A 13,485-nucleotide genomic window follows, 5' to 3' on the forward strand; every position below is an offset into this window, starting at 1 on the left:
ATCTTTCATATTAACTAATTGTAGCTAAAATCCAAAACCTTTCATTAACTAATTAACTCCCTTAAAAGTTAAGGGGAAAAGGAATCTGTATGCTGTATTGGCTTTATCAATATTATGGAGTTAATATTTTTTCCTATATAACCTTTCGGGCAGGAGTAGCATTTTTTGTTGCCTTTGGTTTGAGCGTGTTTTTTATGCCTTATTTTATCAAGTGGGCAAAAGCTAAAAAAGCCAACCAACCAATATCAACCTATGTTGCAGCACACGAAGGTAAAAAAAATACTCCCACTATGGGTGGAATTGTTTTTATTATAAGTATGATTTGTGCCTCTTTGCTCTGTGGCAATCTTTTCAATCCTTATGTGCTACTTGGACTATTTTGTATCTCTTGCTTTGCTTTGATTGGGGCAAGAGATGACTATATGAAAATCTCTGCTAAAAATAATGCTGGTATGAGTGCAAAAATGAAATTTTTTCTCCTTTTTATTGTTTCTCTTATCATCACATCTATCCTTCTTTACATCGGACATAATACAAATTTTTACATTCCTTTTATGAAATATCCACTCTTTGATATGGGAGCTTTTAAAATAATGGATATTTCAGTACTTGCGCTAGGATTTTGGGTGCTTGTATTTCTTGCTACAAGCAATGCTGTAAATATTACCGATGGACTTGATGGGCTTGCTACAATGCCAAGCATTTGCGCGCTTTTTTCCCTTTCTGCCTTTGTATATGTCGCTGGACACGCTGGATTCTCTAGCTACCTGTTATATCCTAAAGTTGTGGATAGCGGAGAACTAGTGATTCTTTCTGTGGCGCTTATTGGCGCACTTTTTGGATTTTTGTGGTATAACTGCCACCCTGCACAAGTATTTATGGGCGATAGTGGTAGCCTCGCGCTTGGAGCATTTATTGCCTTTATGGCTATTGTATCAAATAATGAAATTCTCTTATTGCTCATCGGCATTATCTTTGTCATTGAAGCCCTCTCTGTTATTTTGCAAGTAGGCAGCTATAAATACAGAAAAAAGCGTATCTTCGCAATGGCACCCATTCATCATCACTTTGAAGTTCAAGGTTGGGCAGAAAATAAAATCATTGTCCGATTTTGGATTATTGCAATTTTAGCAAATATCATCGCACTTTTAAGCCTTAAAATTCGTTAAGGAAAAATAATGCATATAAGTATTTTTGGCTATGGCGTTACAACAACGCCCCTTGTAAGCTTTCTCAACCAGCAAGGGCACACTCTTCACATTTATGATGATAAATTTACTCAAGCTCATAATGATGATTTTGGCAATACATTGCTTCCTTCAAATGATTTTATTCCAGAACATAGCGATAAAGAGATTCTTAGTCCAGGTATCCCCCCCTCTCACCCATTAGTATGCAAAGCCCAACACCTCATTAGCGAATATGACTATTTTTACAAGCTTTTGCAAAATGATGTGAATACTCACAAAAAAGATATGCCTTTTATGATATGGATTAGTGGCACAAATGGTAAAACCACCACTACAGAAATGACAACACTTTTGCTTGAGCCATTCAATGCACAAAGTGGGGGCAATATCGGCACACCTCTTGCTATGCTTTATACAAACAATCCAAAAGTATGGGTGCTTGAGACAAGCTCTTTTAGCTTACATTATACGCACGATGCCTATCCTAAAATCTACGCCTTATTGCCCGTCAAAGAAGACCATATCAGTTGGCACGGAAGCTTTGAAAATTATATTGATGATAAGCTTAGTCCGCTTAAGCGTATGGATTCTTACACTTACGCAATTATTCCCAGTGAATTTGAACATCATAATTTTATAAAAGATTTTAAAGGCACACTTATTAGCTACGAATCTACGCAGGATTTAGCCCAAAAATGTAGCATTTCTCTTCAAGATATTAACTTCAAAGAGCCATTTTTACTTGATGCCATCATAGCTCTTAGTATCGCTAAGCTTGCCTTTAAAGCCGATGATATTGCACGATTGAATACCTTTCAAATAGGAGCACATAGAATCGCTGAATTTTATGATAAATTCAATCGTTTGTGGGTTGATGATAGCAAAGGCACGAATGTTGATGCAACCATTCAGGCTATCGCACGATACATACATACACATATTATTATCATACTAGGTGGCGATGACAAAGGAGCAAATCTCACACCACTCTTTGAGTTTATGAAAGATAAAGATATTGAAATTATAAGCATTGGCGCGAATGAAGAACGCTTATGTTCTTTTGCTCAAGAATATCATATCCCCATTACACCTTGTAAAGACATCTATAAAGCTATGGATTGCATAAAGAAAAAACGCGATACGAATGCCAAAGATGTTGTGCTTCTCTCTCCTGCCGCTGCAAGCTTAGATCAATTTAGCTCTTATAAACAAAGAGGAGAGATTTTTACACAATTAGCTCTCCAAATGTAATAAATTATTTATTTGCTTATTCTTTGAGGCTGCTCATATCAATCACATAGCGGAATTTCGCCTTGCCGCTTGTAAGATTCTCATACGCCTCATTGATTTGCTCCACAGAAATAACCTCTGTCTCGGGATAGATTTTGTGTTTGAGCGAAAAATCAAGCATTTCTTGTGTCTCTTTCATTCCGCCAATGAGTGAGCCATAGACTTTTTTACCCGCAGCAAATACAAGTCTCGTTAAATCAATGCTAAGCTTCTCATCTGCAGGTGGTAAGCCTACAATCGCCATTTCTCCGCCAAATTTCAACAACTCCGCATAGGCATTCACATCATACGCGGTTGGAATCGTAGAAATGATAAAATCAAATCGTTCGCTCACACCCTTTGTATCAGTATAAAGTGCCTTTGCACCAAGCTCTAATGCCTCTTTTTCTTTATTTTTATTACGCGCAAACACGCTCACTTCCGCACCCATTTTGATTGCGTATTTGAGTGCCATTACACCAAGCCCACCAAATCCAGCTACCGCGACTTTATCGCCTGCCTTGACATTGCTAAATTTAATCGGCGAATAGGTGGTGATTCCTGCGCAAAGCAAGGGAGCAACTTTTTCTAACGGCGCATCTTGTGGGACATTGACCGCAAATTTTTCACTCACTACAATATTATTTGAATACCCGCCATAAGTTGGCTCGTTATCGTGGAAGCAATCGTGGCAATCATAAGTAAAGACGCATTTGCCATTTTCACAAAACTGCTCTTGGCTTCTTTTGCACGCCTCACACTCACCGCAAGAATTGACCATACAGCCTACCCCTGCGTAATCGCCAACTTTAAATTTGCTTACCTTGCTTCCTACTGCCACGACTTTACCCGCAATCTCGTGTCCGGGCACCATTGGAAAAATTCCCTTATGCCATTCCTCACGCGCGCTATGAATATCGCTATGGCAGATTCCAGCATATAGAATCTCAATCAAAATGTCAGTTTCTCCCAAAGCGTGGCGCGAAAAACTAAAGGGCTTAAAAGTATCACTTTTATGTGCGACTGCATAGCCTTTGGCAGTGATTCTCTGCCCACTTTGTGCTTGTGTCAAATTCTCTTTTAATAGCATAAATACTCCTTAAATGACTAAAATTGAAAATGTAATTATAAATCCTGATACCTAGTGTTTGTCAAGAGGCAATGCACATAATATAATAATGAAAAATATCAACAAAGTATTGAGGAGGAGGTATTGCGCATTGTTGATTTTATATTTATTATTTGTGTGAAGTTTTTACCAAAAATGCAAAAATTATACAAACGCTAGTAATTTGCTATTCCTCCTTAGTAAATATGCTCATCTTTTCATCAAGCACTTCGCTCTCCACATCTAAAAATGTCAAAACACTATGAAAGATATGAAAGTGTGTTGCTTCATTCAAATCTTTAATCCTACTAGCATTAGAACTCCACACAAAAAATGGTATTTCATATTGCTCCTTTGGCGCAAATGCTAATGGTATCCCGTGCATATATACACCATTTTCACCCAAGCTCTCGCCGTGATCACTTACATAAATCATTGTGCTGTCGTATTTATCAAGTTTGCTTAACTGACTAATGACTGAGTGCAATAAAAAATCAGTATAGAGGATTGTATTATCATACGCATTGATAATTTCACTCTGTAAGCAGCCCTTTGGTTCGACACTTTTACACACAGGCTTAAACACTTCAAACTGAGGAGGGTATTTCTTATAATATGTTGGTCCGTGGCTCGTGCTTGTATGAATGACGATAAGCACTTTAGGCGATTTTGCTAACTCAATGTCTTCAATTAGTCCCGCCACAAGTGTAGACTCATAGCTATCATCAAGATGAGTATATTTCTCTGCAAGTTGCGAATATCGCATAATATTTTCACTCGGTAGGTGAAGCGGAGGCTCACCCCAATTTGTCGAACGCCACATCACATCTACCCCAGTGTGTGCAAGATAGTTTGGCAATATCTCATACAGATTCGTGCTATCCTTGTATGAAAGCATATTTTTCACAGATGCACTCGTATATGTCGTGCTTGATTTTGCATAAAAATGTCGAAGTCCTGACACTTCTAAAAGGAGAGGGTTGGTATTGCGTGAGTAACCATAGAATGAGAAGTTTTTTGCACGCGCAGATTCACCAATCACTAGCACGACTACAGATTTTTTGTCATTTGTAATGCGTGCATCAGGGAGTGGAATCTCTTTTTTATTTTTTGCTAACTCCCCTTGAAAATACCGCACTGAGTTACCTATATATGACCAAGGCATAATAAGTGCGCCAAGTTGTTTAGAGTATTTATCAAACCACAATAGATTCTGAAAATTAACTCCAGTAAGCACAATAAGCGCGAAAAATATCAAGCCTAAGCTCTTAGCAAGTGATTTGCGTGTAGGTCTTGCCACCTTTTCAAAGAGTAGAAAACACGCTGGGAGAATACCGAGTATAATTATAAATAGTGCCATTTTCAAAGATAGAAATTCTCCTGCTTCTGCTGGGTTTGTATTAAAGAGATTGCCCATCATCGTTTTATCTAAAAACACTCCATATACAGAGACAAAATACACCGCTATGGCGTTTGTGATTGAGGTAATTGCGAACCATATTTTAGTGAGCTTGAAAGAGATGAGTGCTAATAAGAGTGGCATAAGTGTAGTAAGTGCGAACAAAAATAGCACGAGTGAGACAAATAGCACAATTGCATTTAGTGAATCTAAAGCGAGATTTGTCCGCACGAATCCTAAAAAAGGAAAATGGAAAAATGCTACTTGAAGTGCGGAGATGATGAAAATAAAGACGATAGGTTGACTCGGGGGGGGGGGGGGTGGAGGGGTGGAGGGGTGGAGTGGCACATTGTAAATCCAATCTTTGAGCGCTAGTAAAATATTTATGTAGCATCATAAATAAGCAGCCTGACGCACAAATAAGTGCAAGATAAAATACCGCAAGATTATGCTTACTGATATTTTGAATCGCCATCACCACAGCAACTGCGCCCAAAGTAGCGAAAATAAGCAAACCAAAATGTGAATCTAGCCAAGCAAAAATACGCGTCTTACTAGCCACAAGCACACCAAAGACTCCGCACACACACCCAAGGGACGCACCCACAAGGACATCTAGCGGATAGTGTGCTCCCACGCCCACGCGTGAAAGCCCCACAAATATACCTAAGAGAGTGATACTTATGATAAAAGGCAAACGCCATTTGCGAGTGCTTGGCATAAAAGCAAAAAGTAGCACAGAAAGTATCGTGAATATAGCAATCGAATGCCCTGATGGTAGGCTATTTGTGCCTGCTAGTCGCTCACCAATGATATTAAAAGTATTGTCAAAAGCACGTGCTGGACGTGGCATTGCATAGATTGTCTTGAATAATGTAGAAAGCACAAGAGAAAGCAAGGAGCCTGCGATGAGTGCTTCCCAAAGCTTAGGTGCGATGAGGAACCCTAACAAGAGTGCGAATGCTACACTCGCATCACCGAGTTGGGTAAGATTGTGTGCGAGAGATGGGACATTGGACCAAAGCGAATTGATGGCTAAGAAAATATCCTTTTGAATCTGTGGATATACCTCCGGCTCACTCCAACCAAAGATTCTTAACATACCAACAATAAGGCAAAAAATGCCTATTGTGACACCTAAATGCCATAAATTCACTTTGGCAAAATTCATACTAACTTGTTTATTCATAGCTGTGATTATACACAAATTATCAATGAATTTGTGTAGTTTTATTGTCATTTGTCTTTGGTGCAATTTGATCATTAAATTCTATAAGAATCTAAATGCCCTTGCTTAGATTCTAACCTAGACCTTCAGCAAGCTAGAAAATATATTTATCTTGTATCTTTGCTTCAAGAGCTAAAATTCTGCTGCTTCATAGCTATGCTTGGCACATAAAAAACTTTGGTTTTTTCATAAATATCGGGATAAGTTCTGAAGTATAGGCAAGTATTCTTTACCCTTGCAAATCTTTCTTTTGCCTTTAGAGTCCTCCATAGTATCTAGCAAGTAGTTTTCACAAAAATATATCAATTTTTGGCTTTGACTTGATTTTATTATAATTTTTAATTATAATAATTTTTAGTTACTATAATTAAAAATGATAATAAGGAGAAAATTATGAAAATGCAAAAACGAGATTCCAAAACCCCTTTAAAGCAAGATGTAAGCAATGAATCTTGTGATATTTACGAAAATATTGGTTTTCTTGCTACACAACTTAGAGAAAAACTCTCTACAGAATTTGATAGGCGTATAGCTCCACTTGGTATCATACACCACAAACAAGCAGGGATTTTATGGGTATGCTCACAAAATCCACACTCCCAAATCAGTTTGTGCAATTTTGCTTCAAGTGATAAAAATTATGTGCGTATGTATATTGATGACTTAGAATTTAAAGGCTTAGTAGAGCGCAAACAAAATCCAGCAAATAGACGCGAAAATCTTATCACCCTTACACCTAGTGGCAAAGAATACGCTAAAAAAACATACCAAATAATGAAGGAGGTGCATAATGACTTACTCTTAGAGCATCTAAGTAAAGAAGAGATGCAAGAGCTTCGCAAGATATTATATAAGGCAGTCATAGGACTTGAAAACAAAAAGCAAAAGCTGAAAGGATAATTATGTTACACACAAAAGCACGACACAAAGGATTTGGACAAAGAGGCACTTTAGAGAAAATATTTCATAGCCTCATATGCGCTCTATTGCTTATGACCACACAAGCTTATAGTGCAACCCATCAAGGCAATCTTTCATTAAGCGAAGATTCTCATATTGGCTTTAAAGCAACAAAATTTGGTTTCGTATCAATTGATGGGGTTTTTAAAGACTTTAGTGGCAATTTAAAGCTTGATACCACAAATAATATCATTAACCTAAGCGGTGAGGTCAAAATAGCCTCTGTTTTTACTGATAATAAAAAACGAGACACACATTTATTAGAATCTGATTTCTTAGATGTCAAGGCTTATCCAACAAGTCGCTTTATGATGACAAAATATGAAAGACTTGAAGAACAAAAAGATGATAAGCATATCAAGGGTAAAGTGTATGGAGAGCTAAATTTGCACGGCGTAACTTTGCCACTTGTGCTTGATTCTATGCTTAATATAAACACACTTGAACTCACACTAAAAGGAGAGATTAATATTAAAGACTTTGGTATTGAGGGCTCAAAAATGAATAGTGATAGAATAGAGCTACATATCAAAACTTTTTGGAAATAACGCACATTTATTAATGAATAATTATATTACTAATAGCTTCTTAGGTAGGGTTAGATTTTGGAGTTAGACTCTAGCCCTACCTAACTAAGTATTTTGTACTTTCGCTTATTATACTACATAAGCAGATTTGAGATTTACATTTGATTAAGCCAAGTTTTAAACGCATTGAGGTATAATGCGCATTTCTTTTTGTGGCTCGATAGCTCAGTCGGTAGAGCAGGAGACTGAAAATCTCCGTGTCGGTGGTTCGATTCCGCCTCGAGCCACCATACATTACCTCTAGTATCTGTATTTATTTACAAATCATAAAATAGAACAAACATTTATTTCTTAAAGGATATATAATGGCTTATCGCTTTCAAGGTTTTCTCTATGGCATATTATTTCTTGCTTTTTTTAGTTTGCTTTCACTCTTTATTTCTGCCACGCTTACACCATTTCTCTCTCCACTCATTATTGGTATTTTGCTCGGGGCTGCACTCTCTCCGTTTTATCCCAAACTCAATCAACATTATGATATACAAGCAGGGATTACTTTTGGTGCGAAAAAGCTCTTGCGTCTTGGCATTATTCTCTATGGTTCATATATCACACTCGGCGAAATTGCTACACTTGGGCTTAATGGATTCCTTATTTCTTTATTTATTGTTGCTGGAGTATTTATTGCAGCAATTTTTATCGGTAAAATGCTCAAACTTGATAATGAAATCAGCTTACTTGTAGGCATTGGAAGTGCAGTATGTGGTGCTGCGGCAATCCTAGCTTTAGAATCCACCCTCAAAACTCACCCGAGTAAAAGCTCTGTGGCTCTTGGTTTTATTGTCATTTTTGGACTTATTGGTATGATACTCTTACCTGCAATATATTATGCCAATATACTCCCCTTAAATGACTATCAGTGGGGTATTTTCATCGGTGCAAGCTTGCACGAAGTAGCAAATGTCGTAGGTGCTGCGGCAATCTCACCAGAATCTCAAAATGTAGCTATTATCGTTAAAATGACGCGTGTCGTGCTACTTGTGCCACTTTTGCTTATTATCTCCTATATTATTTTTAAGCTCAATCAAAAACGTGTTCAAAATGATACAAATATTCCAAATGGCGACACACACGCAAAACAAAATGCACTTTATATTCCTTATTTTGCTTTTGGATTTTTAGGCGTAATTGTGCTTAATTCTTTTATTGATTTTCCACCAGTGGTGCTAGAATCCACACAATTTGCTTCTAAAATTTGCCTTGTTTTTGCAATGGTAGCGCTAGGTTTGCAAATTGATTGGCAAAAATTTATCTCTTTTGGAGCAAAGACATTTGCCCTTGCATTAATTTTATTTATTATCCTTATGTTTGGCACTTATGGGTTAGTTTATATTATGTTTTAGGAGGTATTATGATAGAAAATATTGATAGTAAGCGTTTTTATGAAGTGATTAAGCAAGGTTGTGTAGTAGTGGATTTTAGTGCACCTTGGTGTCCAGACTGCCGAGCTATTGACCCTATGCTTGAGGTGCTTGCCCAAGAGTTTGCAGGGAAAATAACCATATTCAAGGTAAGTTTTGATACACAAACACACCTTAAAGATGAACTCAATATTCGCAAGATTCCCACACTCATTTTTTACAAAGATGGAAAAGAGGTAGGAGAGCGCCTCATTGAGCCGCACTCTATAGAAAGTATTAGAAGTGCATTTAACACACTCTTATAATTTCTCCCATAGTGCCAATTATATTTTAAACCTACCCTCAAAATAGGCGTAAAAATACTTCATACAATCTTTATTTTAGAAACAAGTTAAATAATTCAATATACAATAATAGTTTTTGAATCTAACTCTTAAGAGGAATAAGCCCGATGATTACCAATAATACACGAATATACTTAAAGTTTCTTTTATTTTTATGGCTGATAGCTATTATTATGCGCGTTGGCTTTGTGCTTTGGCAATGGGAAAGTCTAGCTGGTTTTTCTTGGGCTGAATTAGGAAAGGCTTTTTATATCGGTGTTCGCTTTGATGGTCGTATAGCTGCCCTAATGTCTCTACCTCTGCTTATATGTCTTTTTACACCCTTTATATCAAAATCTTTTAATAAAGTGCGTCCATTTTTAGTGGCATTTTATACAATTGTATTTATTTTTTATGTTCTAATTTATATCGTTGATTTTGCCCATTATGCGTATTTACAATCGCGCCTTAATTTTGCAGCCATCGGATTACTAGAAGATACCAAAGAAGCTTTAGGAATGATTTGGCAAACATATCCTGTTATAAAACTCTTGGTGCTTCTTGGTGTTATTGTTGCTATACTTACCTTTGGAAGCAAAATGATTTTAAATAAGTGGGTTTATAGCGTAAATACTATTTCAAGTAAAATAACATCAGGAGTGGCTACCTTGCTTGTAGTTCTTATTTTAATTTATGGGCAATATGGCATAATTTATTATCCATTGCGGTGGAGCGAAGCCTTTTTCTCAGGATACAATCAAATTACTGCCTTAGGACTTAATCCCATTCAGAATCTTGCAGACACGCGTCCGAAAAATTCCTATATAGATAATACAAAACAAGCCCGCGAAGCTTATCCTACTGCTGTGGAATACTTAGGCGTGCAAAACCCTAATACAAATTCTATGAGTTATGACCGCTTTTCAAAAACTACTGGTGAGGCTAAACCAAACATTGTTATCATTGTTATTGAATCTATGAGCACTCATAAAAGCTCACTTATGTTTGATGAAATAGATACCACGCGCTTTCTTTCTCAACTCGCCAAGGAATCGCTATATTTTCCTAATTATTACGCTTCAGCTCGCACCACCGCAAGAGCAATGTTTTCTATCATAACGGGCATACCCGATGTGAATGAATATTTTAAGACCAGCTCTCGCGACCCTTATACAATGGATCAACATCTTGTATGGAATGACTTTGAGGGATATACAAAGCTTTATATGCTCGGTGGTAATGCAAATTGGGCAAATATACGCGGCGTGTTGAGCAATAATGTCTCTGGGCTTCAAATATACGAAGAGGGATATTGGAAATCTCCTAGAATGGACGTATGGGGAGTTTCAGACAAAGACCTTTTGCAGGAAGCTAACACACTCCTTGAATCACAAAAAGCTCCTTTTATAAGCCTCATTCAGCTTGCAAGCTTCCACGCGCCTTTTACCGTCCCTGAAGGCATACCTGATTTTGATTACACCATACCTGATAATGAATTTTTAAAAAAATATGGTTTCGAAGAAAATAGAGCAGAATATCTCTCTATGAAATATTGTGATTATGCGCTCAAAAAATTCTTTGAGACTGCCAAAAAATCATCATATTATGACAATACAATTTTTATCATCACAGGCGACCACGGAATGTCGCAAATTTCACCATCAGTTGATAAAACTTATTCAAATTTGCTTCTGCACGAATTTCAAGTGCCACTTATTATCCACTCTCCAAAATTCTTTCCTCAAGGCAAAATAATGCCTCAAGCAGGAGGGCATATTGATATATTTCCAACAGCAGCTGGTTTAGCTGGAGTTAAAATCCACAACACCACTATGGGAAGAGATTTACTAGATAGCAGTTTTGGGGAAGAACGCTTTACCTTTATCCGCCGCTGGAATAGACCACCATTACTTATAAGCAATGAATACTGCTACTCTAATGAATACGAGCAAGCAGGAGGAGGTGCGCTCTATAAACGCACTCCCAAAGATTCTACAAATAAAGATTCTACTCATTGGCAGCTTGTAGGAGAAGAAGATTCTAAACTTTATGCAAAACTTAAAAAAATCAATGCGGATTTATGGGAAACAGCAATATATATGCTCTATCACAATACCAAAGCACACGCCAATGAAGCTACAAAAGCCCTTGAAAATGCACAAGAGCATTAACTTAAACTTATAGCCTCCCCATAAAGCCTATAAGATTCACAAGTGCGCGTTTGAGCCAAAATGGTAAAATAGTATAGAATCTTGCTGCATACGCTAAAGAGTGTGGAAATGCGTAGAAACTTTTGCCTTTCTTAATCGCATAATACATCTTTTTACTTGCCTGTTCAACACTCATTTGTGGAATAGAATGGTGAATATAATCTGTCAGTGGCGTTTTAATAAACCCCGGACAAATAGTTGTAATATGCACATCTTTTTGCGCCACGCTCAAACTTTCTCCCAAACTTTTAACAAAACTCTTTGAAGCACTATAACTTGGTGCATTTGGCAATGAAAGAAGTGCTGCAATAGATGCCATAAGCACTATTTGTCCTCTCTTTTTATCTTTTAATTCTTGCTTACGGAATGCTTCAAGTGCGTAAAATGCAATATAGGCTACACCCATAACATTTGTATGACAAATTTCAAAATGTTTTTTTACACTCTCTTTTTCTCCCATCGCAACCCCTGCATTTATAATAAGCACATCAAGGCGAGAGACAAATATTTCTTCACACCAAAGTTTGCACGACTTTTCATCGCTTACATCAAAACAAGAAATTTCTACTTGTGCTTGAGGATTTGCAGCTAAAATATATGCTCTACTCTCTTCTAATCGCTCCTTATTGCGTCCTGCAATATATAAATGAGTTGCCTCATTTGCAAAACAAATTGCTAATGCTCTACCTATACCACTGCTCGCTCCTGTAATTGCCACACGAAAAGTATTCATTTCTTATCCTCTCAAAATCAATAAAAATTGACTATTATAGCAAATATGCTACAATCGCTTTTTGCACTTTAGCATTTAATTTTCAAGGGATAAGATGATAAATATTGCTATTAATGGCTTTGGACGCATTGGCAGAAGTATTATGCGCGTAGCCTTGCAACATAAATACAAAGAACACATAAGCATTGTTGCCATTAATGATATTAACGATTGGGAGATTCTAAGCTATCTGCTTGAAAATGACACCACCCATCGCACACTTCCCTTTGAAGTTTCGCACACCTCTAATACTCTTATACTTAAAAATAATCACAACACTTATCCACCTATTCGCACTTTTAATCATAGCAATCCTAAAGAACTTGATTTTGCTGCGTGTGGGGCTGATATTGTTATTGAATCAAGTGGGCAATTTTTAGATTCTAAGCAGCTTACACATCATTGTGAAAAAGGTATAAAAAGAGTTATTCTCTCTGCTACACCAACCGATAATATGCCAACCTTTGCACTTGGAGTTAATCATACCCTCTATGCCAAAGAATCTATTATCTCTAATGCCTCTTGCACTGCAAATGCTCTAGCACCGCTTTGCAAGATTATTGATGAATGTTTTGGTATTGAAGTAGTGAGTTTTTGCATTATGCACAGCTATACAAATGAACAATCTCTCCTTGATAGCGTTTATCCCACAAATAAACGCCGCTCACGAGCTGCTGCTCAAAATATTATCCCCACTCATACAGGTGCAACACGCACACTTATGCGAATCCTCCCAGAACTTGAGGGAAAAATAGATGGACATAGTGTGCGTGTGCCCATTTCAAATGTTTTGCTTATTGACATAACCTTTAATCTTTCGCGTCAAACGACTATCACGGAACTTAATAATGCACTTATAAATGCAAGTAAAACCTCAATGAAAGGAATTATTGGCATTGATTCCAAACAAGGCGTAAGCAGTGATTTTATAGGGAATCCTCATAGTGTTATATTTGCACCGGATTTAAGCTATATCGTTAATGGCAATATGGCTCGTGTTATGGCGTGGTGTGATAATGAATGGGGATACGCTAATCGTTTGCTTGATATGGCACAATTTATTAGCTCTTAAATTAAT

11 protein-coding genes, 1 tRNA gene and 1 pseudogene are annotated in these 13,485 nt (G+C 37.2%); 9 read left to right on the forward strand and 4 right to left on the reverse strand.

The annotated features are described in order from the left end of the window. The first annotated feature begins 89 nt into the window (after positions 1 to 89). Together mraY and murD are read left to right on the forward strand one after the other, a co-directional pair. Positions 90 to 1,169: a phospho-N-acetylmuramoyl-pentapeptide-transferase gene (mraY, locus tag LS66_RS00805; RefSeq protein WP_011116008.1), complete on the forward strand. Its 1,080-nt coding sequence runs from the start codon at positions 90 to 92 to the stop codon at positions 1,167 to 1,169. 9 nt (positions 1,170 to 1,178) lie between these two features. After that, complete coding sequence (murD, locus tag LS66_RS00810) at positions 1,179 to 2,441, forward strand: UDP-N-acetylmuramoyl-L-alanine--D-glutamate ligase (RefSeq protein WP_034365398.1); 1,263 nt, start codon at positions 1,179 to 1,181, stop codon at positions 2,439 to 2,441. A 16-nt stretch (positions 2,442 to 2,457) separates the two neighbouring features. On the opposite strand, the gene LS66_RS00815 is transcribed toward murD, so the two are convergent. The 3 genes and pseudogenes from LS66_RS00815 to LS66_RS10375 form a co-directional block, all read right to left on the reverse strand. Further along, positions 2,458 to 3,549 carry an NAD(P)-dependent alcohol dehydrogenase gene (locus tag LS66_RS00815; RefSeq protein WP_034365395.1) on the reverse strand — a complete coding sequence of 364 codons (1,092 nt, stop codon included), beginning with the start codon at positions 3,547 to 3,549 and terminating at the stop codon, positions 2,458 to 2,460. A gap of 205 nt (positions 3,550 to 3,754) precedes the next feature. Beyond that, positions 3,755 to 5,197 carry a sulfatase-like hydrolase/transferase gene (locus LS66_RS00820; protein ID WP_236096942.1) on the reverse strand — a complete coding sequence of 481 codons (1,443 nt, stop codon included), beginning with the start codon at positions 5,195 to 5,197 and terminating at the stop codon, positions 3,755 to 3,757. 334 nt (positions 5,198 to 5,531) lie between these two features. Next, a pseudogene (locus tag LS66_RS10375) lies at positions 5,532 to 6,230 on the reverse strand (phosphatase PAP2 family protein); the annotation flags it as partial. A 357-nt stretch (positions 6,231 to 6,587) separates the two neighbouring features. On the opposite strand from LS66_RS10375, the gene LS66_RS00830 reads away from it, so the two are divergent. The 6 genes from LS66_RS00830 (at position 6,588) to LS66_RS00855 (ending at position 11,596) form a co-directional block, all read left to right on the forward strand. Beyond that, positions 6,588 to 7,094 (forward strand): MarR family winged helix-turn-helix transcriptional regulator, encoded by a 507-nt coding sequence (locus LS66_RS00830; RefSeq protein WP_034367442.1) that lies wholly within the window; start codon positions 6,588 to 6,590, stop codon positions 7,092 to 7,094. Between the two features lie 2 nt (positions 7,095 to 7,096). Continuing rightward, entirely contained in the window at positions 7,097 to 7,702 is a 606-nt protein-coding gene (locus LS66_RS00835; RefSeq protein ID WP_052057462.1) for a YceI family protein, read from the forward strand. Positions 7,703 to 7,895: 193 nt separating this feature from the next. Then, a tRNA-Phe gene (locus LS66_RS00840) sits at positions 7,896 to 7,971 on the forward strand. 75 nt (positions 7,972 to 8,046) lie between these two features. After that, the gene (locus tag LS66_RS00845) at positions 8,047 to 9,084 is read left to right on the forward strand and encodes a YeiH family protein (protein ID WP_034367440.1); all 1,038 of its coding nucleotides are present in this window, start codon (positions 8,047 to 8,049) and stop codon (positions 9,082 to 9,084) included. Positions 9,085 to 9,092: 8 nt separating this feature from the next. After that, positions 9,093 to 9,407 (forward strand): co-chaperone YbbN, encoded by a 315-nt coding sequence (locus LS66_RS00850; protein ID WP_011116000.1) that lies wholly within the window; start codon positions 9,093 to 9,095, stop codon positions 9,405 to 9,407. Between the two features lie 146 nt (positions 9,408 to 9,553). Beyond that, a complete protein-coding gene (locus LS66_RS00855) occupies positions 9,554 to 11,596 on the forward strand; it encodes an LTA synthase family protein (protein ID WP_034367438.1) in 2,043 nt (680 codons plus the stop codon). 7 nt (positions 11,597 to 11,603) lie between these two features. Here LS66_RS00855 and LS66_RS00860 read toward each other — a convergent pair whose 3' ends face one another. Further along, entirely contained in the window at positions 11,604 to 12,368 is a 765-nt protein-coding gene (locus tag LS66_RS00860; RefSeq protein WP_011115998.1) for an SDR family oxidoreductase, read from the reverse strand. Between the two features lie 94 nt (positions 12,369 to 12,462). On the opposite strand from LS66_RS00860, the gene LS66_RS00865 reads away from it, so the two are divergent. Beyond that, the gene (locus LS66_RS00865) at positions 12,463 to 13,479 is read left to right on the forward strand and encodes a type I glyceraldehyde-3-phosphate dehydrogenase (protein ID WP_034367435.1); all 1,017 of its coding nucleotides are present in this window, start codon (positions 12,463 to 12,465) and stop codon (positions 13,477 to 13,479) included. The last annotated feature ends 6 nt before the right edge of the window (positions 13,480 to 13,485 follow it).

It is taken from the genome of Helicobacter sp. MIT 03-1614 (assembly GCF_000762925.2).
In the GTDB taxonomy this organism is placed as follows: Bacteria; Campylobacterota; Campylobacteria; order Campylobacterales; family Helicobacteraceae; genus Helicobacter_C; species Helicobacter_C hepaticus.

What these genes read in the sequence shown, in the direction of transcription:
- mraY (WP_011116008.1), top strand. Translation starts at nt 90, where the DNA reads ATGCTGTATTGGCTTTATCAATATTATGGAGTTAATATTTTTTCCTAT.
- murD (WP_034365398.1), top strand. Translation starts at nt 1,179, where the DNA reads ATGCATATAAGTATTTTTGGCTATGGCGTTACAACAACGCCCCTTGTA.
- LS66_RS00815 (WP_034365395.1), bottom strand. Translation starts at nt 3,549, where the DNA reads ATGCTATTAAAAGAGAATTTGACACAAGCACAAAGTGGGCAGAGAATC.
- LS66_RS00830 (WP_034367442.1), top strand. Translation starts at nt 6,588, where the DNA reads ATGAAAATGCAAAAACGAGATTCCAAAACCCCTTTAAAGCAAGATGTA.
- LS66_RS00835 (WP_052057462.1), top strand. Translation starts at nt 7,097, where the DNA reads ATGTTACACACAAAAGCACGACACAAAGGATTTGGACAAAGAGGCACT.
- LS66_RS00845 (WP_034367440.1), top strand. Translation starts at nt 8,047, where the DNA reads ATGGCTTATCGCTTTCAAGGTTTTCTCTATGGCATATTATTTCTTGCT.
- LS66_RS00850 (WP_011116000.1), top strand. Translation starts at nt 9,093, where the DNA reads ATGATAGAAAATATTGATAGTAAGCGTTTTTATGAAGTGATTAAGCAA.
- LS66_RS00855 (WP_034367438.1), top strand. Translation starts at nt 9,554, where the DNA reads ATGATTACCAATAATACACGAATATACTTAAAGTTTCTTTTATTTTTA.
- LS66_RS00860 (WP_011115998.1), bottom strand. Translation starts at nt 12,368, where the DNA reads ATGAATACTTTTCGTGTGGCAATTACAGGAGCGAGCAGTGGTATAGGT.
- LS66_RS00865 (WP_034367435.1), top strand. Translation starts at nt 12,463, where the DNA reads ATGATAAATATTGCTATTAATGGCTTTGGACGCATTGGCAGAAGTATT.